The sequence below is a fragment of the Scytonema sp. HK-05 genome, from assembly GCF_963872035.1.
GTDB lineage: Bacteria > Cyanobacteriota > Cyanobacteriia > Cyanobacteriales > Nostocaceae > Kalymmatonema.
On sequence record NZ_CAWMYC010000113.1, the window covers coordinates 57,331 to 81,194 of the forward strand.

The 23,864-nt window shown below is 41.6% G+C and carries 28 protein-coding genes and 1 pseudogene; 20 read left to right on the forward strand and 9 right to left on the reverse strand.

The genetic code is table 11. The features are described from left to right. Positions 1-305 precede the first annotated feature (305 nt). From AACT52_RS22595 to AACT52_RS22610, 4 genes are all read left to right on the forward strand, one after another. Positions 306-1,154, forward strand: coding sequence for a hypothetical protein (locus tag AACT52_RS22595; RefSeq protein ID WP_143172859.1), 849 nt, complete (start codon positions 306-308; stop codon positions 1,152-1,154). An 18-nt stretch (positions 1,155-1,172) separates the two neighbouring features. Then, positions 1,173-1,325 (forward strand): hypothetical protein, encoded by a 153-nt coding sequence (locus AACT52_RS22600; RefSeq protein WP_158054746.1) that lies wholly within the window; start codon positions 1,173-1,175, stop codon positions 1,323-1,325. Positions 1,326-1,580: 255 nt separating this feature from the next. After that, on the forward strand, positions 1,581-2,552 hold the full coding sequence (locus tag AACT52_RS22605; RefSeq protein WP_073633478.1) for a molybdate ABC transporter substrate-binding protein: 972 nt from the start codon (positions 1,581-1,583) through the stop codon (positions 2,550-2,552). Between the two features lie 49 nt (positions 2,553-2,601). Continuing rightward, positions 2,602-3,264, forward strand: coding sequence for a hypothetical protein (locus AACT52_RS22610; RefSeq protein WP_073633479.1), 663 nt, complete (start codon positions 2,602-2,604; stop codon positions 3,262-3,264). Between the two features lie 322 nt (positions 3,265-3,586). Here the strand turns inward: AACT52_RS22610 and AACT52_RS22615 are convergent, their stop codons facing one another. Both AACT52_RS22615 and AACT52_RS22620 read right to left on the reverse strand, forming a co-directional pair. Continuing rightward, positions 3,587-4,390 carry an SDR family NAD(P)-dependent oxidoreductase gene (locus AACT52_RS22615; RefSeq protein WP_073633480.1) on the reverse strand — a complete coding sequence of 268 codons (804 nt, stop codon included), beginning with the start codon at positions 4,388-4,390 and terminating at the stop codon, positions 3,587-3,589. Between the two features lie 324 nt (positions 4,391-4,714). Further along, positions 4,715-4,924 carry a TOBE domain-containing protein gene (locus tag AACT52_RS22620; RefSeq protein ID WP_073633481.1) on the reverse strand — a complete coding sequence of 70 codons (210 nt, stop codon included), beginning with the start codon at positions 4,922-4,924 and terminating at the stop codon, positions 4,715-4,717. 461 nt (positions 4,925-5,385) lie between these two features. Between AACT52_RS22620 and msrB the strand changes: the two genes are divergently transcribed. After that, positions 5,386-5,850 carry a peptide-methionine (R)-S-oxide reductase MsrB gene (gene msrB / locus AACT52_RS22625; protein WP_443216665.1) on the forward strand — a complete coding sequence of 155 codons (465 nt, stop codon included), beginning with the start codon at positions 5,386-5,388 and terminating at the stop codon, positions 5,848-5,850. A gap of 362 nt (positions 5,851-6,212) precedes the next feature. Beyond that, entirely contained in the window at positions 6,213-6,587 is a 375-nt protein-coding gene (locus tag AACT52_RS22630) for a response regulator (protein ID WP_073633483.1), read from the forward strand. A gap of 234 nt (positions 6,588-6,821) precedes the next feature. Here AACT52_RS22630 and AACT52_RS22635 read toward each other — a convergent pair. The 3 genes and pseudogenes from AACT52_RS22635 to AACT52_RS22645 all read right to left on the reverse strand — a co-directional run. Then, positions 6,822-7,664 (reverse strand): annotated as a pseudogene (locus AACT52_RS22635) (sensor histidine kinase); the annotation flags it as partial. Positions 7,665-7,871: 207 nt separating this feature from the next. Next, positions 7,872-8,033 carry a hypothetical protein gene (locus AACT52_RS22640; RefSeq protein ID WP_158054748.1) on the reverse strand — a complete coding sequence of 54 codons (162 nt, stop codon included), beginning with the start codon at positions 8,031-8,033 and terminating at the stop codon, positions 7,872-7,874. 129 nt (positions 8,034-8,162) lie between these two features. Beyond that, positions 8,163-8,864: a DUF305 domain-containing protein gene (locus tag AACT52_RS22645; RefSeq protein ID WP_083630493.1), complete on the reverse strand. Its 702-nt coding sequence runs from the start codon at positions 8,862-8,864 to the stop codon at positions 8,163-8,165. Between the two features lie 432 nt (positions 8,865-9,296). Here AACT52_RS22645 and AACT52_RS22650 point away from each other — a divergent pair, with 432 nt between their 5' ends. Next, entirely contained in the window at positions 9,297-9,860 is a 564-nt protein-coding gene (locus tag AACT52_RS22650; RefSeq protein WP_073633485.1) for a CAP domain-containing protein, read from the forward strand. A gap of 16 nt (positions 9,861-9,876) precedes the next feature. On the opposite strand, the gene hpsU is transcribed toward AACT52_RS22650, so the two are convergent. The 4 genes from hpsU to AACT52_RS22670 all read right to left on the reverse strand — a co-directional run bounded on the left by hpsU (position 9,877) and on the right by AACT52_RS22670 (position 13,566). Beyond that, a complete protein-coding gene (gene hpsU, locus AACT52_RS22655; RefSeq protein ID WP_073633486.1) occupies positions 9,877-10,440 on the reverse strand; it encodes a hormogonium polysaccharide biosynthesis acetyltransferase HpsU in 564 nt (187 codons plus the stop codon). A 134-nt stretch (positions 10,441-10,574) separates the two neighbouring features. Next, positions 10,575-11,516 (reverse strand): glycosyltransferase family 2 protein, encoded by a 942-nt coding sequence (locus AACT52_RS22660; protein WP_073633487.1) that lies wholly within the window; start codon positions 11,514-11,516, stop codon positions 10,575-10,577. Positions 11,517-11,531: 15 nt separating this feature from the next. Further along, a complete protein-coding gene (locus AACT52_RS22665; RefSeq protein WP_073633488.1) occupies positions 11,532-12,464 on the reverse strand; it encodes a glycosyltransferase in 933 nt (310 codons plus the stop codon). 328 nt (positions 12,465-12,792) lie between these two features. Further along, positions 12,793-13,566 (reverse strand): hypothetical protein, encoded by a 774-nt coding sequence (locus AACT52_RS22670; protein ID WP_073633489.1) that lies wholly within the window; start codon positions 13,564-13,566, stop codon positions 12,793-12,795. A gap of 341 nt (positions 13,567-13,907) precedes the next feature. Between AACT52_RS22670 and cobU the strand changes: the two genes are divergently transcribed. The 13 genes from cobU (at position 13,908) to AACT52_RS22735 (ending at position 23,728) form a co-directional block, all read left to right on the forward strand. Then, a complete protein-coding gene (gene cobU, locus AACT52_RS22675; protein ID WP_073633490.1) occupies positions 13,908-14,456 on the forward strand; it encodes a bifunctional adenosylcobinamide kinase/adenosylcobinamide-phosphate guanylyltransferase in 549 nt (182 codons plus the stop codon). 106 nt (positions 14,457-14,562) lie between these two features. Further along, the gene (locus AACT52_RS22680) at positions 14,563-14,994 is read left to right on the forward strand and encodes a hypothetical protein (RefSeq protein WP_073633491.1); all 432 of its coding nucleotides are present in this window, start codon (positions 14,563-14,565) and stop codon (positions 14,992-14,994) included. A gap of 334 nt (positions 14,995-15,328) precedes the next feature. Next, on the forward strand, positions 15,329-15,577 hold the full coding sequence (locus AACT52_RS22685; protein ID WP_143172860.1) for a CTB family bacteriocin: 249 nt from the start codon (positions 15,329-15,331) through the stop codon (positions 15,575-15,577). Between the two features lie 244 nt (positions 15,578-15,821). Then, complete coding sequence (locus AACT52_RS22690; protein WP_073633493.1) at positions 15,822-16,070, forward strand: CTB family bacteriocin; 249 nt, start codon at positions 15,822-15,824, stop codon at positions 16,068-16,070. Positions 16,071-16,314: 244 nt separating this feature from the next. After that, positions 16,315-16,563, forward strand: a complete 249-nt coding sequence (locus tag AACT52_RS22695; RefSeq protein WP_073633494.1) for a CTB family bacteriocin — start codon at positions 16,315-16,317, stop codon at positions 16,561-16,563. A 210-nt stretch (positions 16,564-16,773) separates the two neighbouring features. Beyond that, on the forward strand, positions 16,774-17,022 hold the full coding sequence (locus AACT52_RS22700; RefSeq protein ID WP_073633495.1) for a CTB family bacteriocin: 249 nt from the start codon (positions 16,774-16,776) through the stop codon (positions 17,020-17,022). Positions 17,023-17,266: 244 nt separating this feature from the next. Beyond that, positions 17,267-17,515: a CTB family bacteriocin gene (locus AACT52_RS22705; protein WP_073633496.1), complete on the forward strand. Its 249-nt coding sequence runs from the start codon at positions 17,267-17,269 to the stop codon at positions 17,513-17,515. Positions 17,516-17,764: 249 nt separating this feature from the next. After that, positions 17,765-18,013, forward strand: coding sequence for a CTB family bacteriocin (locus AACT52_RS22710; RefSeq protein ID WP_073633497.1), 249 nt, complete (start codon positions 17,765-17,767; stop codon positions 18,011-18,013). A gap of 244 nt (positions 18,014-18,257) precedes the next feature. After that, a complete protein-coding gene (locus AACT52_RS22715) occupies positions 18,258-18,506 on the forward strand; it encodes a CTB family bacteriocin (RefSeq protein WP_073633498.1) in 249 nt (82 codons plus the stop codon). Positions 18,507-18,750: 244 nt separating this feature from the next. Beyond that, positions 18,751-18,999, forward strand: a complete 249-nt coding sequence (locus AACT52_RS22720) for a CTB family bacteriocin (RefSeq protein ID WP_073633499.1) — start codon at positions 18,751-18,753, stop codon at positions 18,997-18,999. Positions 19,000-19,335: 336 nt separating this feature from the next. Continuing rightward, positions 19,336-19,683 (forward strand): hypothetical protein, encoded by a 348-nt coding sequence (locus tag AACT52_RS22725; RefSeq protein ID WP_073633500.1) that lies wholly within the window; start codon positions 19,336-19,338, stop codon positions 19,681-19,683. A 404-nt stretch (positions 19,684-20,087) separates the two neighbouring features. Beyond that, the gene (locus tag AACT52_RS22730; protein ID WP_073633501.1) at positions 20,088-22,238 is read left to right on the forward strand and encodes a peptidase domain-containing ABC transporter; all 2,151 of its coding nucleotides are present in this window, start codon (positions 20,088-20,090) and stop codon (positions 22,236-22,238) included. 95 nt (positions 22,239-22,333) lie between these two features. After that, the gene (locus tag AACT52_RS22735; protein ID WP_073633502.1) at positions 22,334-23,728 is read left to right on the forward strand and encodes an HlyD family secretion protein; all 1,395 of its coding nucleotides are present in this window, start codon (positions 22,334-22,336) and stop codon (positions 23,726-23,728) included. The last annotated feature ends 136 nt before the right edge of the window (positions 23,729-23,864 follow it).

The following is a 23,864-nucleotide window of genomic DNA, read 5'->3' on the forward strand; positions in this document are numbered from 1 at the left end:
CCCCCAAAACCATCAAAGCTTAAATCGGTTGCCAAAACTGTATCAATCGCTGCTTTATACCAATATTGTTGGTAACACAGCCTAACATATTGCAAATGAAGTGTTGTGAAATGATCTTAAAAATTGATTTTTTTAACTTTTGAATTTTTCCGAAATCCTTACAGGAACACATTTATACCAATTTAATTGGTAATATACAAGTAACTACAAAGACAGTGATGCTTCTTATGCTACACAGTAGTCTTTGAGCGCTTGCAATTCCAAAACGAAACACTGGCTGCATTCAGAGGATGGATGAAATTAGTATGCCACAAAAATGGACCACACAAGAACAAGCTGCTGTTTGGCAGTTGGTCAAGGCAATTCAAACTCATAACAAGGCTGTTTTATACCAATTAATGGCTGAATGGCTAGAGGTTTTACGCTCCAATGAGTCAGTTGGATATGTGGCATGTGAAACCTCACACCAGTTGTATAAAGAGTCTGTCTTGTGGTTCATTCGGACAAATACCCCTGATATTGATGCACAACAAGTTGTTAAGGAATTAGAACAGCAAAGCTTGATTTGGGCAGCACAAATCCTGATCCAAAATAATTGCAAACTCGGCGCTGATTTTAGCTGTGATGGCGACAAAATGTATCTTTCCCGGCTAGCACGGCAAGTCTTGGCAAAATATCAACTAGAAAATCCGCACTTGTACTGTAGAGCTCCACAGAGCTTGAAAAATCCCTATCGGTTATTAGACAAGCAGTTGCGAGTACCATTCTTCTCCAACCTGCTTGCAATTTCACGTCGCAGAGTTCAGTCTGGTGAGATGACAAATCATCAGATTGCAGCTTATTTTATTTACCTTCTTAAAGGTCTGATTAAACGCAACCCTTGGCTAGAAAGAAGTTTTCCTCTTCTACTGTTGCCTGCTGCAGTTGACGGTTTTTCTGCAGACAGAATTCAATTGATTGCTCATATCGCCAACTTTGATCAACCTGTATGTCGAATCGATGAGTGTATAGATGATATTACTCTCGCCCTAGAAGCCAGAATTGTAGATATCTGTGGAATCAGCTTCTATTACACAGAAGACTTGAAGAAACTTGGCTTAGTGTGGTTCCAACCAGACGAAATTGCAGATTTGCTGGATTCTATGGAGCAATAGCGAGGCGATGGGCGTTCTTTGAGGCGTGTCCGCTTTCCCAAGAGCCCCGCCGATGGGGGCGATGGCACAAGTGAAGTGCCCGCCCAAGGAGGTATGGGCGATGGGCAAAGCCCCGCCGATGGGGGCGATGGCACAAGTGCCCGCCCAAGGGGCGATCGCGGCGAGGAGTAAGCTTACAGGCTGGTAGCTATTCATCAATACCAAATAAACAATTCTACTGCTCTTATTCTCTGCAAAGCTTAAACATAGTTGACTTGATTTTTACCAACATAGCTGGTATGTTATGACAACATACAAAAACCTAGATGTACATCAGAGTTTTCCCGGAGAAATTGATGGAGACAACAAAAGCTTAAACAAGCGTAGAGAGGCACGGAAGTGATAGCAATTTTCCTACTGTATACCGATACTTAACGCTCAAAAAGGATGAGAAAATATTTGCTTGCCGTCTCGCTGATTACCTGTATTTCCGGTGTCACGCTGACATCTAGGGTTTTCGCTGTCGATCAGACTCAGTCTGAACCGCCAAAGGTAACCTTGTATGGTGCTGGCAGTTTGAGGGGTAGTTTGTCTGAAGTCGCTGACGCTTTCACCCAGGAATACGGCATTACCGTGAACAGGGAATTTGGCCCTTCTGGGTCATTGCGAGAACGCTTAGAAAATGGGGAGAAGACTGATGTCTTTGCGAGTGCAGATATAGGAAATCCTCTCAAATTGTATCAGCAAGGCTTGAGTGGATCTGTGGTGAACTTTACCAGTAATCGCATGACCGCCATTGTGAGACCGGGTTTGTCTGTCACGTCGGACAATCTTTTAGATGTGTTGCTAGATCCACAAATCAAATTGGGTACTTCAACACCTATCTCAGATCCTTCCGGGGACTACGCACAGGAGATATTTCGCAAAGCCAATGAGCTAAGACCAGGTAGCTTCCAAACATTGGATGCAAAAGCCTTGCGGTTGGTAGGTGGACCCTCTTCTCCACCAGTTCCAGGGGGAAAAAATAGCTTAGTGTACTTTATTCAAGAGACTCAGCAGGCAGATATTTTTTTGGCTTATTACACGAGTGGACTATCAGCTCTTCAAGAGTCACCCGACCTGCAATTAATAGAATTGCCTCAAAATCTAGCAGTCAAAGCTGATTATGGACTGACTGTACTCAAAGATGCCAGTCCCAACGGTACAAAACTTGCTGAGTATATCCTTTCACCAGCTGGACAAAAAATTCTGGCGAAGTATGGGTTTAGTTCCCCATCTGCCACTCCCTCGACTTCCGTTCCCGAATCACAGAATTTGGGCGGGATTTTGCTTGCTGTTGGTATTGGGTTAGCCCTTAAGAAAACATCGACAGCTTCCAAAAAGCGAAAACTCAGGAAGGTGATTACTTGCTGTTACTAGAAGCGAATTTTTAACAATTCATGTAAGTAGTTAAACAAAGGTATGTTTTATGCGTTTTACTCGTCGTATCGCAATTGTGTCCTTAACACTATCGATAGTGGGATTTTGGCAACCTACTTTAGCTGACCCAGCAAACCGCGCTTCCTGGGAAGAAAATGCGTGTCCGGGCGGTCTGTCTGAGACATTCCGCTTGGGTGGTGAGGTCAAAAACCCAATAACGTTTGACTTGCAAAAGCTCATAGATTTGCAGGAGGATTTAAAGAAACAAGACCCAGCAGTCGTTACTGAAATCACTGTAACTTTCCAAACAGGAGCAGGTCCGAGAACAGAAACATACTATGGAGTTCCCTTGTGGGAGTTAATTAATAATGAGATTTCTTCAGGGGGACTTGAAGCTGGTAATTCTGGTCAAAATCCTAAAAACGCTTTCCTCCGACAGTACGTTCTTGCGGAAGCCACTGACTGCTATGAGGCGGTTGTGGCTATTGGTGAAATTCACCCCAACTTTGAAGGGAAGCAAGTACTCATTGCATATGCAAAAAAAGCAAGCGATGGTACTATCCAGTATTTGACAGATACAGATGAGGGATTTGCTCGTCTAGTGGTGCCTGGTGATAAAGCAGGAGGACGTTACATCAGCAACGTTAGAAACATCCTAGTACTTTCTGCTCCTGCTTCCCCTTTAAAACCCAAACATTTCCAGCAACGTTAATTCACTTTAAATTTTCTTATTAAAAGCAGCAGGGCAAACGCATGTGATTTGCACAAATTGAATATGGTGTCAATTATCTTTTCTAATTCGACAATCATTCTTATGAAAGGCTACATGTGAACTACCCACACTTCTCTTCGAGTAAGTGTGGGTAGTTCACTTTTCCCTTTAGATGTCCGCATGAAATCTATCATACCTACAGAGTATAAATTGTGCCATTTATCCTCTGGGTCTATGAGTTCTTTAACATTGGTCAACACTACGCAATGCTTTGTGCCAGGAAGTTTTGCACGTGCAGCTAATCCGGTAGCTTCAAAGCAGATTACTTATTAGCTGACCCTGGCTCACTGAGCTGGCGGTGCAGTTCAGCATTGACGGTATCAGGCAAGATTTTGCTCACGCTACCCTGCAACTTCGTCTTGACTGAGCCAGCAATGACATCGTCCTTGCCTGCCATCAGTGCCTCAAAACCCTGCTTTGCGACATCAGCCGGGTCATCCTTCTTGCTCGCGCCCACGTTGGTGTCGTCCATACCTGCGCGGTGGAAGAAGTTGGTATCAGTCGGTCCAGGCATGAGTGCGGTGACGGTGACGCCTGTGTCCTTCAACTCGTTGCGTAGTCCTTCTGAGAAAGAATGCACAAATGCCTTGGAAGCCGCGTAGACTGCCTCGAACGGACCCGGCATCAGGGCGGCGATGGACGAGGTGAAGAGGATTCGACCCTTGCCGCGCTCAACCATGTCCTTCACCACCCGCTTGGCGAGATGGACAGTGGATACGACGTTCAAGTTAATGAGATTAAGTTCGTCCTTCAGGTCAGTTTCGCGTGCAAAGTCACCACCGACACCGACACCCGCGTTGATAGCGATCGCATCTACTGGTCGGTTAGTTGCCTTAATCTTGTTGTAAAGCGCCTCGACTCCTTCATAGGTGGCGAGATCCGACTGCACCGTTTCCACCTTGGCACCTAATTCAAGGAAGGCTTGAGCCGCTTCGTTGATGCTTGATCCAGTAGCTGTGACAACCAGATCAAAGCCATTTTGGGCGAACTGTTTGGCGAGTTCGTAGCCGATGCCATTAGAGGCACCCGTTACAACAGCCAGGGGTCGGGTCAACGAACTGTTCATAACCGTCTAAACTCCTAATATGATGATTCCACGCTTGGAATGCTATGGCTTGCAAGTCTTTCAATACCTGACGGTTTGCGTGGATTGCGGGCAATAAACGCTTACAATCCTAGAGAGGCAAAAGCGCGATTGCCTCTTCCCAATGAAGGATAGCTATTCTCAGATCTTGCACCTATCCGTACAAACTCAGAAAAAGTAAAAAGATACGCGATAAGGCTACCTTCTTTTTATTGGCTTTTCTCGCTCAATTTGGGGTTTAAGGCTTTATACTGAGTTATAAAATATACCAATTTTTGTCAAGCTTGACGGCACAAAAACAATCACCTAATCAACGGAAACGATCACATCTGAAGCTTTGATGATAGCGTAAGCTTGTTTTCCTTCTTGGAGTCCTAGCGTTTCTGCTGAAGTTTTTGTAATGACTGCAGTGACCTCTACTCCTGGCGCAATTTCTATGCTGACTTCGTCGTTAACAGCTCCTGTGATAATTTTTTTGACAGTGCCTTTGAAAGCATTACGAGCACTAATTTCCATATTCTGACACTCCCTGGTTCTTTTTTGATTTACTAATACTATCAACTACCTTTTGTGTCTTTATCACCTTTAGGTAGGATGCTTTTCCGATATTGAAGTGAAAAAATCTTGATTAACCCCCTCATTAGTGTATACCGAATCTTTTTTCGTGATATCTGCAATAAAATTCCTGTTGGTTTTATGTCAAAATTAATATTGTTGAGAATTTTACCAGGTAAATCAGCTATTTACCACTATTGTTGGTAAATAGGTAGAATAAAAACTATAAGGTCAGCAGCACGGTAATGGCTAAGTTGAGTCCTAAATGAGTCACTTCCCATATGAAAATACATATTTTCAGAAGACCTAGCAGCCTTTCTGAGCTAATTTGAAGGAGTTTATCAGGGTTACTTTAGGGACGTTGATTCTAGTAAATAGGATATGTCATCCTTTAATGACTTAATCACAAACTTCATCAGCAACTGACCAACAACACTCGAACATATTTATCACGCTATCTAACAGGAACTTCAAGAATTATGACAACTTCAAATAGAGAGTCTGAAATCAACAAAAAAGAAGAAGAGTGGCGCGAAGAGTTAACGCCGGAACAGTTTTGTGTGCTGCGTCAACATGCGACAGAACGTCCTCACACTAGCCCACTTAATAAGCAGTATGCTAAAGGCACTTATGTGTGTGCTGGGTGCGGACAGCCATTATTTACATCTGGAACAAAATTTGACAGTGGTACTGGCTGGCCTAGTTTCTTTCACCCAATTGAAGGTGCAATTGGCACAACCGTAGACAAGTCATTATTTATGACCAGAGTGGAAGTGCATTGCAGTCGCTGCAAAGGGCATCTAGGTCATGTGTTTGACGACGGTCCTGCACCCACTGGGAAACGCTACTGCATAAACGGTGTCTCTCTTAAGTTTATTCCAGATTGATATCGAAGCCGATCGCCGAACGCGAGTGCGTGGGCTTTGCACTTAGGTGGGCACTTCGTGCCATCGCACGGAATTTGAACAGTTGATCTTAACGGCAAAAGGCAACGGTTTTCTTTCGGTAAGGCTATGCTGCACAATATGTAGCGGTGAGACGTGGGGCAACTAAGCCCGATTAAGCTAAAGTCATAGATGCGGCAGTATCGGAACTTAATCCGTATTGCCGCATTAATTTTGTCATTTCAATCAAACGTCATCTATCTAAAAATAGATTTATATGTTAAGACTTTATGTAAAGATAAAAACATTTGAGTAAAAATACCCAATTTTTGTCCCTCTTACTTCATGCATAAGGATTTGCATCTATGCAGTCTTCTGAACGTCGTCGAATATTGGTTGTGGATGATTTTGCGCTTAATGTATCTTTGCTTCAAACTGCTCTAGAAGCAGAGGGCTTTGACGTTGATACCGCAACCAATGGCAATTTAGCTTTGGCTAAGATAGAGGCTTCACCACCTGATTTAGTGTTACTAGATGTCATGATGCCTGGGATGAACGGTTATGAGTTAACCCGGTGTATCCGCCAGAATGATAAGTTACCCTTTATTCCCATTTTGCTCGTTACTGGTTGTGAAGAGGCTAGTGTCAGCAAAGAACTAGATATAGGGTCTAATGATTTTATCCGCAAGCCGATCAATCTTGATAGATTACTGGCAAGAATTAACGCTTGTTGGAGCTAAAAAACAAGGAACCAGCGCAGTGTGTAGGCTGTGCTTTTTTTTTAGGATAATTTTTATAATAAAATTTTATCTATTCTTAAGAACTTTTCGGAAAGAATTGTTAAGAATATTTACAAGTGTGAGTTTAACCTACCTATGGCAGATGACAACAAAAGAACTATTTTGTTTTATGAAATAAGCGCAGAAGAAAATGTAGCAGCCTAACTGATATGTAGCATAGTTAGTCAGAAACGTTTACTTTAATTTACGTGAGCGACGATGCACCCATTTCAATCGGTAAATAGAGTGAACACCTTCAAAGTCGGTGATATCAAAAGGCAATTGAACAGTAAAAGTGCTACCTTTGCCTAATTCACTTTGCACATTTAAGCTACCGTAGTGTGCTTGAACAATTGCCAAAGAAATTGCCAACCCTAGTCCAGAACCGCCAGTGCTACGAGAGCGAGCCTCATTCGGGAGGAGCTGAGCGCCAAGGGCGCACGCTTCGCGAACGCTAACGCTATTCACTCTATAAAAACGGTCAAAAATCCGAGTCAGCTCGTTTTGTGGAATGCCAATGCCTGTATCTTGAACCTGAATCACAGCATAATTGTCAGTGAGGTCTAAGATAACTGTCACTTTCCCAAATTGTGGCGTGTATTGAATCGCATTGATAATTAAGTTAAAAACCAGACGATAAAGCTGCTCAGAATTACCGACAATATTCAGAGGTTGATGGACTCGTATTCAAGATGTCAGCTTCACATTAACGGCGATCGCCATTGCTGCAAATTCTTCTACTAAATCGTTAACAATATCATCCAAGCAACATTCGCCTCGCATTGGCACTCTTTGTCTGTCTAAGCGAGATAAAAACAACAAATCAGCAACCAAAGTCGTGAGTCGCTGATTTTGACGCTGTATAGTTTGCAGAATGTCCCGCGCTTCTGTTTCATCCAGTTGCGGTATCATCAGCGCTGATTCCACCGTTGCTTGTGATGCAGCGAAAGGTGTCCATAACTCGTGTGCCACATCCGCTGTAAATTGTTGAATTTGTCTGTAGGATTGGTAAATCGGTTGCATTGCTAATCCTGCTAACGGGACTTAAACATTTTTGAGGGATAAACAAGCCTCAAACCCATTCAGGGTAAGGGAAATACACCAAATGCTCAAAAATGGCCGAAACCTAGATATATCAACAAACTAAGCAAAACGATGTCAAAGTCTTTTTGTATATAGATTTGAGGCTTTTTTCTGGGTGTTTTTTGTCTAAGTCCCACTAGCCAACGGCGAGCGATCGCCCATTTAATGATGGCACTCAGCATTTTTATTTTTATCGATAGTCTTTATTTTTGATGAGTCACTTTTGATTCCTGATGGGTAACGCGCTAATAACAGCAGGCTTGCGAGTGTGCCAGAAACACAACGAATTGCTGTAAGTGGTTGAGAACGCACAGAGTTAGGCATCGCGCTTCAAAAGTCCTTGAGTACTGGGGGAAAGGAGTTGCAATTGCTATCTTGTGTTAGTCAATGTTGAAGATGTACACACTTCCTAGTTTTGCAATAAGAAATGAAATTACGATGAAATCGCGCTTCTTATTTTTTGTACCAAGCTTGTCGCCACTGCTTCATTTGGTTAATCTCTGTTTGCTGAGAACTGATAATATTTTGAGCCAGTTTCTTGATTTCAGGGCGCTTGGACTTACTCAATGCATCTTGCGCCATTGTTACCGCTCCTTCATGGTGGGGAATCATTGCATTAATGAAGCGCAAGTCAAACTCGGCATCACCCGCCCCCAAATCCATGTCCATTCGCATAGCTTTAGACAGCTGGGGAGACATTGCCATCGTATGATTCATCTGGGCGTCCCAAGCTGTTGGCGTGCTAGGTGCTTTGGGATACCATGCTGTGCGCCACTGTTTCAACTGGGCAATTTCTTTGTTTTGAGCTTTGATGATTTCGTCTGCCAGGTTTTTGATTTCAGGACGTTTTGATTTTTGCTGGGCTTCTTTTGCCATCTCCACAGCACCTTGATGGTGCGGAGTCATGGCATCAATAAACCGTAAATCATAGTCAGCGTCCTCCGGACCTAAATCCATTGCCATGTTGTGATTCATATCACTACCATGATGCATATCACCACCGTGGTTCATCTGCTGCTTGTCGCTTGCCTCAGTTGCAGTGGTATTTGGGGCTTGAGTTTGGTTTTGGGAACCAGTAGTAGAACAGGCTGTAAGGGATGCGATCGCTACAAAGGTAAACGCAAAAAATCCAGTTTTCCAAGAAATAGGTTGCATAGACTTGAGATCCATCTAAAGACTGACCAAAAAGTTTTCTTCTACTATTGTGAAATCTCCAGTCAACTGGAGTGTCAACTATCATTTTCTGTTAGAGGAGCTAACCATTAGGGCAAGAACTGTACTAAATATTTAATTTTCCAAACCCAGATGAAATGTGGATGAAGTTCCCCTATCAGGGATTGCCAACACTTTGAGTACAGATATCGTTGGAGTTAAGTAGATAGGTAAAAATAAACCGAACTATGTTAAGAAATGTAAAAGCCTCTAAAACCCTTACTAATGACGGTGTACAGACGCGCTGAATGAAAGCGTCTCTACAATGACTAAGGACTGCCCTTAACGAGTTAACTTTATTTGTACCGACCTACTTATGGAGTTGGTTTATAAGTACTTTTTCACCCTTACTGGGCGCTTCTTTAAAATATAAATATGAGTCATAAGTGTCAACGTAGATTACCTCATATATTTTCTGGTTTTGCTATAGTGCTACTCGCACTCCTAACAACAGGGTGCGAGCAAGCTATTGAATATTTGCCACCTTTGCCTCAACTGCCAACAGGCAAACCCCAAAAGCCACCAGTTCTCGCCCAAACTCCCGCAACTACCAAAATTGAGGCAGCAGTTAGGCAAGGTATTAACAAAGAGCGTGTTAAATATGGACTGAAACCCTTACAAAATAACGACAAGCTAGCACAGGTTGCCCGGAGATACAGTCGCCAGATGGCTGCACAAAACTTCTTTAGCCACACCGGGGCAGATGGGAGTACCCTTGACAAGCGAGTACAGGCTGGGGGCATTTCCTACTGGGTGGTGGGTGAGAACCTATTCACAAGTACGAATATTCCTCAACCTGTACCAGCAGCGGTGGAGGGCTGGATGAAAAGCCCAGGACATCGCGAGAATATTCTGCGTCCTGTTTTTCGGGAGACTGGTGTGGGAGTTTGGCGAACTGGTAATACTTATTACATTACCCAGTTGTTTCTGCGGCGTTAGCAGCTTTGTAGATAAATCACTCCTTCTTCCTTGGATACCGAGGAACACAAGGATTTCCCCAGCAAACTTGCCCAGAAGGTATGTCACTAAAAACACTGCTCCGAACGCCAATCACGGCATTAGCCCCAATTTTCACTCCTGGTCCAATAAAGCAATCTGCGGCTATCCATACTCCATTGCCAACGGTGATACTCGCTGTTTTCAATCCAAAGGCTGGGTCTTGGATGTCATGGCTACCAGTACATAGGTAACTTTTTTGAGAAATGACGCAGTGTTCACCGATGTGGATCTGGTCTAGGCTGTATAAAACGACATCATCTCCAATCCAGCTATAGTCGCCAATTGTGACTTTCCAAGGATAGGTAAAGCGGGCAGTTGGTCGAATTAATACACCTTTGCCAATAGAAGCACCAAATAAACGCAGCAGGGCGCAGCGTAAATTATTGAATGGGTGAGGAGTCAGGGGAAAGGCGATCGCCTGTACAAACCACCATAACAAAATATACCAACCTGCTCTCCCCCGGTCAAACCAGGATTGGTCATATTTACGTAAATCTACAAAAGGTTCGTCATTAGTCATTAGTCATTAGTCATTAGTCATTAGTCATTAGTTGTACAGATGCGCCATGACGCGTCTGTACATCAGTTATTTGTAGAGACGCTTTCATTCAGCGCGTCTGTACATTTGTTGTCTGTTGATTAACCCCTTCTCCCCTAAAGCACTGTCTGCCCGACTTCTTGAGGGACGGATGGTTGTTCAGCAACAGGGGTGGAGGTGGTATTTAGCTGACCGCCATATTTGCGTAATTCGTAAAGTTTGACACCAATTTGATACTCATATTGACTGAGAAGCCGTGCATAAATATACCCAGCCCTGCCATCCAAAAAACCACGCCTAATAATGTAGAACAAAACAAACCGCAAAAATGGTTTAAATGGCAATCGCACCCAGAGTTTTTTCAAAAAGCGCTTGCGTTGTACTGCATTTCCAAAAAGATTTGCGCCAATGGTACCGGTGTCATCCTTACCTCTAAGCAAATTGAGATAAACACGAGCCTCCCAGTTGGAATAACGGTTATGTCGTTCTATCCAATGATAAAGGTCACGGAAATCCTCGTGTATCATATCATTTTTCAGATATCCAGCTTTCCCATCTAAGATAACGTGCTCGTGAACTTCGTTATCACCAGTGTTGGGAATATCTTCAGTGTTTAGGTTTTCGTAGCGACCTTTTTTGTGCTTGAATAAACGCAAATTCCAATCGGGATATTTACCACCGTGGCGAATCCATGTCCCTAAGAAAAAGACTTGCCGATTGAGGTAATAACCATTGTATTCTGGATTTTGAATTGCTTGGGCAATTTCATCCCACAGTTCAGGTGTGATGCGCTCATCACAATCAACAATTAAAACCCATTCATTGCGGAAAGGTAAGTTTTCTAAAGACCAATTTTTCTTTTTGGGCCAGCGTCCATTAAAGTAGAATTGTACGACATTTGCGCCGTAACTTTGAGCAATTTCGACGCTTTTGTCACTACTTTGAGAATCTACAATAAACACTTCATCAGCTCTTGTGACGCTTGCGAGACAGGCAGGCAAGTTTGCTTGTTCGTTTTTTGCCGGAATCAGTACGGAAACTGGTAGTGTGGAAGACATATAAGTTATTATTCGCTATTCTTTCTTCGATTTGAACACAAGACCCTGAATCGCAGCATTTAAGTAACCAATTTGACCATATGCATACACAATTTTATCAAAGCGTTCTGCTGGATCAGGAAAGTATTGTATAGTTTTATACAAACCCCGCACAAACCGCTCACTACCACGCTGCAATTGTCCTAAACCAGCTTTGCCAGCAAGTTGTTCCCGATAACACTCACTAATACCTTGCCACCAACCCCGGTTGAAAAACCAGGAGCGCTTGAGGCGTTCTGGGGCGACATTGTGAGCGACGAGGGCATTGGGAAGATAAGCAACTTGCATTCCCCGTTGAAGGGCAAGTTCGGTCATTTGCAGTTCTTCATTTGATAATAATTTTGTCCCAACTCGACCGAGATGAGTATCAAAACCCCCTATTTCTTCAAGAAAGCTGCGGCGTATGGAGTAATTCAAGCCTCTGGGGGTTTTTCCTGGGTTGTCAATGTAGACAATACTGTCGCCCAAGTCGTATGCCCCCAGATTGGCAGATAATCCAGTAGATAGCCAACGTGGGGGTTGGGTTCCTTCGGGCCATAATAGAGTCACTTTGCCACCGGCGATCGCCAGTTTAGGGTTATCTTGATAAGCTGAGTATAAAACCTCTAGCCAGTGGGAGTTTGCCTCTGCATCGTCATCAAGATACGCCAAAATTTCAGAACTCGCAACTCTTGCGCCAGTGTTACGGGCAACTGATAAACCAATGATAGGTTCAAAAACATACTTGAGGCGAGGATTGTGGCTTCTGTGTTCTACGACTTCGCGAGTGCGATCGCTCGATCCATTATCCACTACCACGACTTCAAACTCACCGACAAAATCCTGCGCCAAAAGGCTATCTATAGCAGCGCCTAGATAAGTATCTCGATTGTGAGTGCAGATTATGGCAGAGATTTGCGTATTTGGCATAAGCTTTAAGTTTGGTTTTTGGATGTTGGTTGCTAGTTGTTGGTTCTTTTAGTAACTATGAACCACAAACCCATGATAAAGTCCAACTTTAGCCTGCTGCCCTTGCTAATCTATCCCAAAAATTTCCGACTCACCAACCCAGTTTTTTCCTTTAAATTTCTCCTAAATGCGAATGCGTGACTTCTGGGGTTACAAGATCCCCGACAACTTTTACGAAGTCGGGGATCTGACCCCTACAACATATCAAAATTAATGAATAAACTACCAAGTGCAAAAGAAACCTTCTCGATTCTGACTCCTGAGTTCTGTGTTCTTTGTGAGTCAAATTTCACTGCGATTGAATATGACCGTGCAAAATCACAAGACTTTCTGCCAATTGAGTCAGACGGGTTTCTAGATGTTGCTTTCGCCCCAACAGTTGGCGCAACTTTTGGTAACGCGCAATTGCCATACTAACGCTTGCAACTTGTTCTGCTGGACACGGACGTGACCACACTTTACCAGAAGCATCCAAACCACACAGACGATACCCAGCACGGGGCGATTCGCAGGAGATGCTATCATCAGTCGCGCAAACTTCTTCTACATAGTCCATGAGGCGGTCAACTTCCGCATGGCGCAGTGTTGCGGTTCCTCCTGGTTCTCGTTGGTGTTCGTGGGACTCTAGCCAGCCATTGACAATCGGTCCTTCTAAATATATATCTTGAATCTGCCGGACGATTTTTTGCAGTTCTCTTTGCCAAGAGGCAACATTTTCCTGAATTTCTTGTAACAAATTCATTGCCAAGGCGGGATTTGCTCCGTTGCGATGGCTAGTAAAGCTAGGAGTTTTAAATTTAGGTAAGCTTGGTGCTTTGCAATCGCTATCTTGTGCTGGAAAAGTCTGTACAGAGGTATCGTGGGTAGGTGAATTTTGTTCCGATTGTGTAAGAGGCTCCTCTGCGGACGGTTCAGGATTGGGTGCACAGCGTTCCTCACCCCCAACGCTGATGCGAAACGATAGAGATGGCTTTGTCAAACCATCCGCTTCGTCAGATCCAGCAGTGTTGCGAGTTCCTAAATCGTGTAGAGTTGCCTCTATGCGTTTTATGCCTGCTTTCATACCGATATCAAAGAAAGTGTGCTGTACCTTGTAGTGTTTAAGGATGAAGGCAGCTATGTTGAAGGACAAAAGATGAAAAATTAATCACACTTAATAATTTCATACTTTATACTTCATACTTTATAGTTACTTCATACTTAACACTTCAGCCTTCAGATGATGCTGGTGCTAGTCTTACTATTAAAAGTTATTTTGGCGACAAGTTGCCAGCCTTATGGTAAAAAAATAAGAGTAAAAAACGTTCTGCACTCAGCGTTTAGCGGTCAGCTAACTGATAGCTAATAGTTGATAGCCTGGTAGAGTTACAACCCTTCTTAATTCAAGATACTAGGTAAACAGCTTTGAGTAAAGTCATATTAGTGACCGGACCAGCGCGCTCTGGCAAAAGCGAATGGGCAGAAATTCTGGCAATAAAGTCACAACTCGCGGTTATCTATGTGGCAACGGCAGTAGAAAACTCAGATGATCAAGAATGGCAGCAACGCATCCAACAACACAAAGAACGCCGTCCTCAAGATTGGATGACATTAGAAGTGCCATATGAATTGTCTGCTGTTCTTGCTGAGGCTAAACCAAACATCTGCCTTTTGGTAGATTCTTTAGGCACTTGGGTAGCAAATTTATTGGAACAAGACGAGTTGACTTGGCAAAACATTGTCCAAGAGTTTTTAGAAACAGTGCAGTTAGTTGCTGCCGACATGATTTTTGTAGCGGAGGAGACAGGTTGGGGTGTCGTGCCAGCTTATCCTACAGGTCGAACCTTCCGCGATCGCCTAGGTTCTTTAGTACGTCAGTTAGGAGGTCTTTGCCAAGAAGTTTACTTAGTTACTGGGGGTCATGTTCTGAATCTCAGTGTACTGGGTTCCCCATTGCCAAGTAAAAGAGAGTAGAGGGAGATGGAGAATATAACTAACATTTAACAACTGATAACTCTTCTTAATAATTTATTTACGATTCCTGATTTAAAAACGAGAATTCAGAATCTAGAATTTTAGTATGGCATCACAAAAAAACGTTAAAAGATACTTAGCTTATTGGTTCCAGCTAGGTAAAAAAGTTGTAATTAACAACGGTGCGGCAACCTTACAGCCGCGAGAGGTCATTAATGGTGACCGTTACAGTGACGAGTTTGAAGAGTGCTGGCAGAAAATTATTTCACCTGAGTCGGGCGACTGCTACCTGGAAGGAACACAGGAAACTATAGCAGAATTGCTGACACCTGCTTGGGAGGTGTCTCCATGCGCTCGTTGCAGTATGCCGGTACCAGTGAGAAACGTGGGTATGCCCCCGTTGCTATGTCCCTGCTTCGATTTAACCAACTGGCCCAATACAGAATTACCACCGCCGCGATCGCCAGTTAATAACCAAGAGCAACTGACGGCAATTCGCGCTCGGCTTTTGAATAATCTGTCATCGACAAATAGTTGAATACGTAATATATAATTTCACACCAAAACGCTACGAGCCATAGTTTTCTCGGCGTCTCGGCGTATCCCGTATACCAGAAACCCGGTTTATTTAATAAACCGGGTTTTTGCGTATTGCTTTTATGTATTTTTCGGAAATGATTCGCTTCGTAATTTGACAACTGTTTTTTCTCAACGTGGTAATCAAGTTGTCTGAAAACGCAAATGACTCTACTAGTGAGTTGCTCGTATCTTATAAAAGTAAGCAACGAGATGAGCGCCAAACACAAGAAAAGGCAATCAACAAGAAGCTCAAAACAAATTCAACTCAAATCAATTTTACGAGGTTTTCAATCATGTCTGACGCTTTATTTATCGAATTGTCTGTTGAACAACAAGAAGTTATCGCTGGTGGCTTAAGTTTGTATTACCCATCTAATGTTAATGAGAACAATTTCGCTAACTACAACTTGAAGAGTAAGGCTGTCATGTTTGCTACTACAGCAGTTGCTGGTCCTGGCGGTGCAAGTTCTACAAAAGTATTCAAGGCTTCCGAAGATAAGATTCGCAGTTCATCAGGAGACATTCTCAGCTTCACATGGTAGGCAATTAAATACAGATAATTAATTGCTCAATTTCGATTCCAGAATTTCCACTTAACTCTCACTTTAGAACAACTGATTTTCCCTAGCTGTATATAAAAGAGAACAGTCAAGCAGATTAACTTTCTGGAATCTTCCATCTTTTTTGATTAATTAACCAAGAGTTGAGCGCCAAACACAAGAAAAGGCAATCAACTAAGAGCTAAAAACAAATTCAACTCAAATCAAAACTACGAGGTTTTCAATCATGTCTGACGCATTATTTATCGAATTGTCTGTTGAACAACAAGAAGTTATCGCTGGTGGTTTAGGTTTGTATGGCATACCAACTCTAACTGAGAACAATTTCGCTAACTACAACTTGAAGAGTAAGGCTGTCATGTTTGCTACTACAGCAGTTGCTGGTCCTGGTGGTGCAAGTTCTACAAAAGTATTCAAGGCTTCCGAAGATAATATTCGCAGTTCCTCAGGAGACATTCTTACCTTCAAATGGTAAGCAATTAAATACAGATAATTAATTGCTCAATTACGATTCCAGAATTTCCACTTAACTCTCACTTGACGTCAACTGATTTTCCCTAGCTGTATATAAAAGAGAACAGTCAAGCAGATTAACTTTCTGGAATCTTCCATCTTTTTTGATTAATTAACCAAGAGTTGAGCGCCAAACACAAGAAAAGGCAATCAACGAGAAGCTAAAAACAAATTCAACTCAAATCAAAACTACGAGGTTTTCAATCATGTCTGACGCATTATTTATCGAATTGTCTGTTGAACAACAAGAAGTTATCGCTGGTGGTTTAGGTTTGTATGGCATACCAACTCTAACTGAGAACAATTATGCTAACTACAACTTGAAGAGTAAGGCTGTCATGTTTGCTACTACAGCAGTTGCTGGTCCTGGTGGTGCAAGTTCTACAAAAGTGTTTCAGGCTTCCGAAGATAAGATTCGCAGTTCATCAGGAGACATTCTTACCTTCAAATGGTAGGCAATTAAATACAGATAATTAATTGCTCTATTTCGATTCCAGATTTTCCACTTAACTCTCACTTTAGAACAACTGATTTTCTAAAGCTGTATATAAAAGAGAACAGTCAAGCAGATTAACTTTCTGGAATCTTCCATCTTTTTTGATTAATCAAGCAACAAGAAGCTAAAAACAAATTCAACTCAAATCAAAACTATGAGGTTTTCAATCATGTCTGACGCATTATTTACTGAATTGTCTGTTGAACAACAAGAAGTTATCGCTGGTGGCTTAGGTTTGTATAGCATACCAACTCTAACTGAGAACAATTTCGCTAAGTACAACTTGAATAGTAAGGCTGTCATGTTCGGTACTACAGCAGTTGCTGGTCCTGGCGGTGCAAGTTCTACAAAAGTATTCAAGGCTTCCGAAGATAATATTCATAGTTCCTCAGGAGACATTCTCAGCTTCACATGGTAGGCAATTAAATACAGATAATTAATTGCTCTATTTCGATTCCAGAATTTCCACTTAACTCTCACTTGACGTCAACTGATTTTCCCTAGCTGTATGTCAATGAGAACAGCCAAGCAGATTAACTTTCTGGAATCTTCCATCTTTTTTCATTAATCAACCAAGAGTTGAGCGCCAAACACAAGAAAAGGCAATCAACTAAGAGCTAAAAACAAATTCAACTCAAATCAAAACTACGAGGTTTTCAATCATGTCTGACGCATTATTTACCGAATTGTCTGTTGAACAACAAGAAGTTATCGCTGGTGGCTTAGGTTTGTATGGCATACCAACTCTAACTGAGAACAATTATGCTAACTACAACTTGAACAGTAAGGCTGTTATGTTTGCTACTACAGCAGTTGCTGGTCCTGGTGGTGCAAGTTCTACAAAAATATTCAAGGCTTCCGAAGATAAGATTCATAGTTCATCAGGAGACATTCTCACCTTCAAATGGTAGGCAATTAAATACAGATAATTAATTGCTCTATTCCGATTCCAGAATTTCCACTTAACTCTCACTTTAGAACAACTGATTTTCCCTAGCTGTATATAAAAGAGAACAGTCAAGCAGATTAACTTTCTGGAATCTTCCATCTTTTTTGATTAATTAACCAAGAGTTGAGCGCCAAACACAAGAAAAGGCAATCAACGAGAAGCTAAAAACAAATTCAATTCAACTCAAATCAAAACTACGAGGTTTTCAATCATGTCTGATGCATTATTTATCGAATTGTCTGTTGAACAACAAGAAGTTATCGCTGGTGGCTTAGGTTTGTATGGCATACCAACTGTAACTGAGAACAATTTCGCTAACTACAACTTGAAGAGTAAGGCTGTCATGTTTGCTACTACAGCAGTTGCTGGTCCTGGTGGTGCAAGTTCTACAAAAGTATTCAAGGCTTCCGAAGATAAGATTCGCAGTTCATCAGGAGACATTCTCAGCTTCACATGGTAGGCAATTAAATACAGATAATTAATTGCTCTATTTCGATTCCAGAATTTCCACTTAACTCTCACTTTAGAACAACTGATTTTCCCTAGCTGTATGTCAATGAGAACAGCCAAGCAGATTAACTTTCTGGAATCTTCCATCTTTTTTCATTAATCAACCAAGAGTTGAGCGCCAAACACAAGAAAAGGCAATCAACTAAGAGCTAAAAACAAATTCAACTCAAATCAAAACTACGAGGTTTTTAATCATGTCTGACGCATTATTTACCGAATTGTCTGTTGAACAACAAGAAGTTATCGCTGGTGGCTTACGTTTGTATTACCCATCTAATGTTAATGAGAACAATTTCGCTAACTACAACTTGAATAGTAAGGCTGTCATGTTTGGTACTACAGCAGTTGCTGGTCCTGGTGGTGCAAGTTCTACAAAAGTGTTTCAGGCTTCCGAAGATAAGATTCGCAGTTCATCAGGAGACATTCTTACCTTCAAATGGTAAGCAATTAAATACAGATAATTAATTGCTGAATTACGATTCCAGAATTTCCACTTAACTCTCACTTTAGAACAACTGATTTTCCCTAGCTGTATATAAAAGAGAACAGTCAAGCAGATTAACTTTCTGGAATCTTCCATCTTTTTTCATTAATCAACCAAGAGTTGAGCGCCAAACACAAGAAAAGGCAATCAACTAAGAGCTAAAAACAAATTCAACTCAAATCAAAACTACGAGGTTTTCAATCATGTCTGACGCTTTATTTATCGAATTGTCTGTTGAACAACAAGAAGTTATCGCTGGTGGTTTAGGTTTGTATTACCCATCTAATATTAATGAGAACAATTTCGCTAAGTACAACTTGAATAGTAAGGCTGTCATGTTTGGTACTACAGCAGTTGCTGGTCCTGGTGGTGCAAGTTCTACAAAAGTATTCAAGGCTTCCGAAGATAAGATTCATAGTTCCTCAGGAGACATTCTCACCTTCAAATGGTAGGCAATTAAATACAGATAATTAATTGCTGAATTACGATTCCAGAATTTCCACTTAACTCTCACTTTAGAACAACTGATTTTCCCTAGCTGTATATAAATGAGAACAGTCAAGCAGATTAACTTTCTGGAATCTTCCACTGACTTGAGGCTATAACACTAGGAATTTGTTTATTTAGACTCATCAATTAATCAGCTAGATATGGGGTGTTATAGGAGATGAATTAATTACATTTTTACCCCATATCACTGATAGCTGACTACTTTTAGTGATAATTAATTTTTCTAATGCTCTTATTGTAAAAAACTATATATACTACCAAATACAAAGGTTGTACTTATGTCCAAACAGATTCAAATACAAAAAAACTCAGAATTATTCACTGATGTATCTGGAGAAGAACAAGAGGCTATGTGTGGTGGACGTTCATCTTCTTCACTAGACCTGTATGATTTGGTCATACAAATGACAAATATTAGAAGTTTTGCAAGTAGCGAAGCCACTTATTCAGACGGTACCAGTAGTGTTTCTTCTAGGCAACAAAGTGGATATATGCTCTCGCAACTTTCCTTTGGATTTAGTGGAGGTGGATTGAACGGAGGTGGTGGACGCCGCAAGCGTAAATCAAAGGGTTTGAGTAGCGCAAATTTCTTAAATATGTTATTTGGGCTTATGTCTCTACTGTAGTCGAACATTTGGTGCCTTAGTAGTGCGGACACACTCTTAACTGTTTGATCATCTAACGGTAATTACTAGGAGTAGCTTATTGATTTACTCCTAATGCGTGCAATTTCTACGGATTATTACCGACTCTAGATTGAAGCGCAATCTGATTGGTAAAGCCTAAATATTTCTGCCTGGATTGTCTGTGTGTATTTTTCGGAAAATACGGTGACATAATTGTGTAATTAGTATCTCAAAAATAGGCAATGAAACTGGCAGAAACACTCAATGCACTAGCTATTTACTTACTTTATAGTGTAACTAAAGCAACGATGACACGTTTGCTTTCTTGAAGCCAATATCACACGGATGATAGGTGCTTTTTTTTAATTAAGTGATAGGGAAATTAAGATAAGCTTTTTTGGCATATGAAATACGCTCATGTTTTACAACATAGTGAAGAAGATTGCGGCGCTGCTTGTCTCGCATCTATAGCCAGACATTACGGACGTACTTTTACTCTAAATCGTATCCGGGAAGCCGTAGGAACAGGACAATCTGGGACGACTCTGTTAGGGCTGAAGCGGGGTGCAGAAACACTGGGTTTTAATGCGCGCCCAGTGAAAACCTCACCGGAACTCCTCAACAAGATAAAAGAAGCGCCTCTACCAGCAATTATTCATTGGGGAGGAAATCACTGGGTTGTTTTATACGGGAAGAAGGGCAACAAATGTGTCGTTGCTGATCCAGCGGTGGGCGTCCGTTACCTTTCAAAACAAGATTTAGCAGAGGGTTGTGCAGATTGGTTGATGCTGTTACTGGAACCAGATCCAGTACGCTTTTTTGCCCAACAAGACGAGCAAGTTGGTGGGTTTCTGCGTTTCTTCAAGCGGGTGTGGCTTTTTCGCGGAATCTTAGCGCAAGCATTACCTTTAAACCTGATTTTGGGACTGCTGTCTTTGGCTTCGCCTTTTCTGTTGCAAATCCTGACTGATGATGTGCTGGTTCGCGGTGATACTAAGCTGCTCACAACTGTGGCGATCGCCGTGGTTGTGATGAATTTTATCTCCAGCAGCCTTTCGTTTGTGCAGTCTAATTTAATTGCTCACTTTGCACAACGCTTGCAATTAGGGCTAGTCCTAGAATTTGGACGACAAATTTTGCGCTTACCTCTTTCTTACTACGAAGCTCGTCGCAGTGGAGAAATCATTAGCCGCCTACGAGATATTGACCAAATTAATCAGTTAGTTGCCCAAGTTATTGTTGGCTTACCGAGCCAATTTTTTATTGCGCTGATTTCTTTTGGTTTCATGGTTTTTTATAGCTGGAAACTCACTGTAGTTGCTGTAGTCATCGCTGTGGTAATGACGCTATCTACTATAGTATTTCAACCAAGTCTCCAGCAAAAAACCCGTGAGCTTTTAGTAACAGAAGCAGAAACACAAGGTGTTTTAGTTGAAACCTTTAAAGGCGCACTCACCATTAAAACAACCACTGCTGCACCACAGTTTTGGGATGAATTACAAAGCCGATTTAGTAAACTTTCTAACCTAACATTACGCACCATTCAGATTAGCATTATCAATCATACTTTCTCTAGTTTTATTTCCGGTATTGGTGGTATTATTTTGCTTTGGTTTGGCGGTAATTTAGTCATTAACCCGTCGGAAAATCTCAGTATTGGGCAACTCCTTGCCTTTAGCTCGATGAATGGTAGTTTTCTCGGTTTAATTGGTAGTGTTATCAGTTTTGTAGATGAATTTACTCGTGCTAAAACGGCAACGCAACGCCTAACAGAAGTTATAGATGCGACTCCGGAAAATGAAGGTGATGGAAGAAAACCTTTTGCCAACATTCCTGGAGATACTGACATTATTTGTACAAATGTTAACTTTCATTATGCTGGTCGGATTGATTTATTAGAAGACTTTTCTTTAAGAATTCCTGGTGGTCAAGTTATTGCTCTCATCGGTAAATCTGGTTGTGGTAAAAGTACCTTAGCTAAACTTATTGCCGGCTTATATCCAATCCAATCAGGTAATATTCGCATAGGACTTTATAATTTACAAGACCTTTCGCTTGATTGTCTGCGTCAGCAAGTGGTTCTCGTTCCGCAAGATGCTCACTTTTGGAGTCGTTCGATTATGGAAAACTTTCGCTTAGGAACACCTTATGTTTCTTTCGAGCAGATTGTGAAAGCTTGCCAAATTGCTGAGGCAGATGATTTTATTAGTAAACTTCCGGATAAATATCAAACTGTTTTGGGTGAATTTGGTGCAAATCTATCGGGCGGACAACGTCAACGACTGGCAATTGCAAGAGCTATTGTTACAGATCCACCAGTCCTCATTTTAGATGAGTCTACCTCTGGACTAGATCCAGTGAGCGAAGCGCAAGTTTTAGATAAGTTGTTTCAACATCGTCGCGGTAAAACCACGATTCTAATTACTCACCGTCCTAAAGTCATTAATCGGGCTGATTGGATTGTGTTGATAGAACAAGGTAAGTTGAAACTTCAAGGTTCTTTGAAAGAGTTACGCTCTAAACCAGGCGACCATTTGGACTTTTTAATTCCTTAGCAAGTGGTTAATAGTTAATGGCTAGTAGTTAGTGGAACAATAACTAACTACTAACAATGACCAAACAACTCATCACTAATTACTAATTATTAATTATGCTTTATACTCATCATCAAAAACTGCTTCCCTCAGTTGGCACTGAAGATTTTCTTCCTCCTGTTAGCCGTTGGACATCTTTAGCTGGAATATTTCTCGTTGCCAATGTTGGTGCTGCGATCGCCCTCTCTTCATACATTAAATACAATGTCACTGTGAAAGCTCCGGCGACTGTGCGTCCTACAGGAGAAATCCGGCTCGTACAACCGTCCATGGAAGGAACTATTAAAAGTATCTTTGTTAAAACAAATCAGATTGTCAAAAAGGGCGATATCATCGCCCAATTGGATGATACGGAATTACACATCAAAAATAGCCAATTGCAAGGCAATATCCAGGAAGGAAATTTACAACTGGCTCAAATTGATGCTCAAATTACAGCTTTAGATACCCAAATTGAGGCTGAAAAGAGAGTTATAGAACGAACTGTCGCTTCTGCGAAAGCCGATTTGGCACGTAATCAACATGATTATCAAGAGCAACAAATTAAAGCTCAAAGCGAAGTGCTAGCAGCACAGGCAAATTTACAAAAGTCGGAGGTTGATTGGCAAAAAGCAAAGACTGATTTAGTCTTTGCTATTAAAGAACAAGACCGTTTTAAACAGCTAGTTAAAGAAGGCGCAATCGCTGAGCGTCAATTCGACGAGAAGCAACTTATTGTCTTGCAAACAAAAGCAGCCGTTGAAGCTGAACAAAAAGCTGTGGACATTGCCAAGGCAAATCTCCAAACGGCTAAAGCTGCACTCAACCCGAGTGGGGCAATAGTGGCGATCGCTCAAGAAAGAATTGCTCAAGAAACTGCTAAAGGAGAAGCTGGTGTCGCTGCTTTTATCAGAGAGAAAAAGGCTTTAATTCAGCGACAAATAGAAATGCGAAACCAAATCAGACAATCTCAAAAAGAAGTGGAGAAAAATAATCTTCAGAGGAAAAATAGCGTGATTCGTGCCACCAGTAATGGCGTTATTCTCAAGCTGAATTTGCGAAATCCCGGTCAGGTGGTAAACCCGTCAGAAGCCATTGCTGAAATTGTGCCGCAGAATGCTCCTTTAGTCATTAAAGCAATGGTTCCTGCTACTGAAATTAAAAAGGTCGCCGTTGGTCAAACCGTGCAATTACGAGTTGACGCTTGTCCCTATCCTGATTATGGAACGCTCAAAGGTGTTGTTAGTGCTCTCTCTCCAGACGCAATCACACCTCAAAGTAATAATACGGGTACAATTCCATCTGTTAGCTACTTTGAAGCAACAATTACACCAGAACGTCTTTCCTTCGGAAATCAGAATCGTAAATGCCTTATTCAACCCGGAATGGATGCCAAAGCTGACATTATTTCCAAAGAAGAAACAGCGCTTCAATTCATGCTTAGAAGGGCAAGATTAATATCAGATTTATAAGCACTCATTAAGATTTACCAATTCATAGTTGATAATTTCTATAGACAATATTGCACTTCTTTGATTCCATCTGTGTCCATCTGTGTCCATCTGTGGTTAATTATTCTTTTTTTTGGAATGAATGCAAGAAGTCTAA

Bases quoted from the DNA above. Each gene is read 5' to 3' on its own strand.
- AACT52_RS22595 (WP_143172859.1), top strand. From the start codon at position 306: ATGCCACAAAAATGGACCACACAAGAACAAGCTGCTGTTTGGCAGTTG.
- AACT52_RS22605 (WP_073633478.1), top strand. From the start codon at position 1,581: ATGAGAAAATATTTGCTTGCCGTCTCGCTGATTACCTGTATTTCCGGT.
- AACT52_RS22610 (WP_073633479.1), top strand. From the start codon at position 2,602: ATGCGTTTTACTCGTCGTATCGCAATTGTGTCCTTAACACTATCGATA.
- AACT52_RS22615 (WP_073633480.1), bottom strand. From the start codon at position 4,390: ATGAACAGTTCGTTGACCCGACCCCTGGCTGTTGTAACGGGTGCCTCT.
- AACT52_RS22620 (WP_073633481.1), bottom strand. From the start codon at position 4,924: ATGGAAATTAGTGCTCGTAATGCTTTCAAAGGCACTGTCAAAAAAATT.
- AACT52_RS22630 (WP_073633483.1), top strand. From the start codon at position 6,213: ATGCAGTCTTCTGAACGTCGTCGAATATTGGTTGTGGATGATTTTGCG.
- AACT52_RS22640 (WP_158054748.1), bottom strand. From the start codon at position 8,033: ATGCCTAACTCTGTGCGTTCTCAACCACTTACAGCAATTCGTTGTGTT.
- AACT52_RS22645 (WP_083630493.1), bottom strand. From the start codon at position 8,864: ATGCAACCTATTTCTTGGAAAACTGGATTTTTTGCGTTTACCTTTGTA.
- AACT52_RS22650 (WP_073633485.1), top strand. From the start codon at position 9,297: ATGAGTCATAAGTGTCAACGTAGATTACCTCATATATTTTCTGGTTTT.
- hpsU (WP_073633486.1), bottom strand. From the start codon at position 10,440: ATGACTAATGACGAACCTTTTGTAGATTTACGTAAATATGACCAATCC.
- AACT52_RS22660 (WP_073633487.1), bottom strand. From the start codon at position 11,516: ATGTCTTCCACACTACCAGTTTCCGTACTGATTCCGGCAAAAAACGAA.
- AACT52_RS22665 (WP_073633488.1), bottom strand. From the start codon at position 12,464: ATGCCAAATACGCAAATCTCTGCCATAATCTGCACTCACAATCGAGAT.
- AACT52_RS22670 (WP_073633489.1), bottom strand. From the start codon at position 13,566: ATGAAAGCAGGCATAAAACGCATAGAGGCAACTCTACACGATTTAGGA.
- AACT52_RS22680 (WP_073633491.1), top strand. From the start codon at position 14,563: ATGGCATCACAAAAAAACGTTAAAAGATACTTAGCTTATTGGTTCCAG.
- AACT52_RS22685 (WP_143172860.1), top strand. From the start codon at position 15,329: ATGTCTGACGCTTTATTTATCGAATTGTCTGTTGAACAACAAGAAGTT.
- AACT52_RS22690 (WP_073633493.1), top strand. From the start codon at position 15,822: ATGTCTGACGCATTATTTATCGAATTGTCTGTTGAACAACAAGAAGTT.
- AACT52_RS22695 (WP_073633494.1), top strand. From the start codon at position 16,315: ATGTCTGACGCATTATTTATCGAATTGTCTGTTGAACAACAAGAAGTT.
- AACT52_RS22700 (WP_073633495.1), top strand. From the start codon at position 16,774: ATGTCTGACGCATTATTTACTGAATTGTCTGTTGAACAACAAGAAGTT.
- AACT52_RS22705 (WP_073633496.1), top strand. From the start codon at position 17,267: ATGTCTGACGCATTATTTACCGAATTGTCTGTTGAACAACAAGAAGTT.
- AACT52_RS22710 (WP_073633497.1), top strand. From the start codon at position 17,765: ATGTCTGATGCATTATTTATCGAATTGTCTGTTGAACAACAAGAAGTT.
- AACT52_RS22715 (WP_073633498.1), top strand. From the start codon at position 18,258: ATGTCTGACGCATTATTTACCGAATTGTCTGTTGAACAACAAGAAGTT.
- AACT52_RS22720 (WP_073633499.1), top strand. From the start codon at position 18,751: ATGTCTGACGCTTTATTTATCGAATTGTCTGTTGAACAACAAGAAGTT.
- AACT52_RS22725 (WP_073633500.1), top strand. From the start codon at position 19,336: ATGTCCAAACAGATTCAAATACAAAAAAACTCAGAATTATTCACTGAT.
- AACT52_RS22730 (WP_073633501.1), top strand. From the start codon at position 20,088: ATGAAATACGCTCATGTTTTACAACATAGTGAAGAAGATTGCGGCGCT.
- AACT52_RS22735 (WP_073633502.1), top strand. From the start codon at position 22,334: ATGCTTTATACTCATCATCAAAAACTGCTTCCCTCAGTTGGCACTGAA.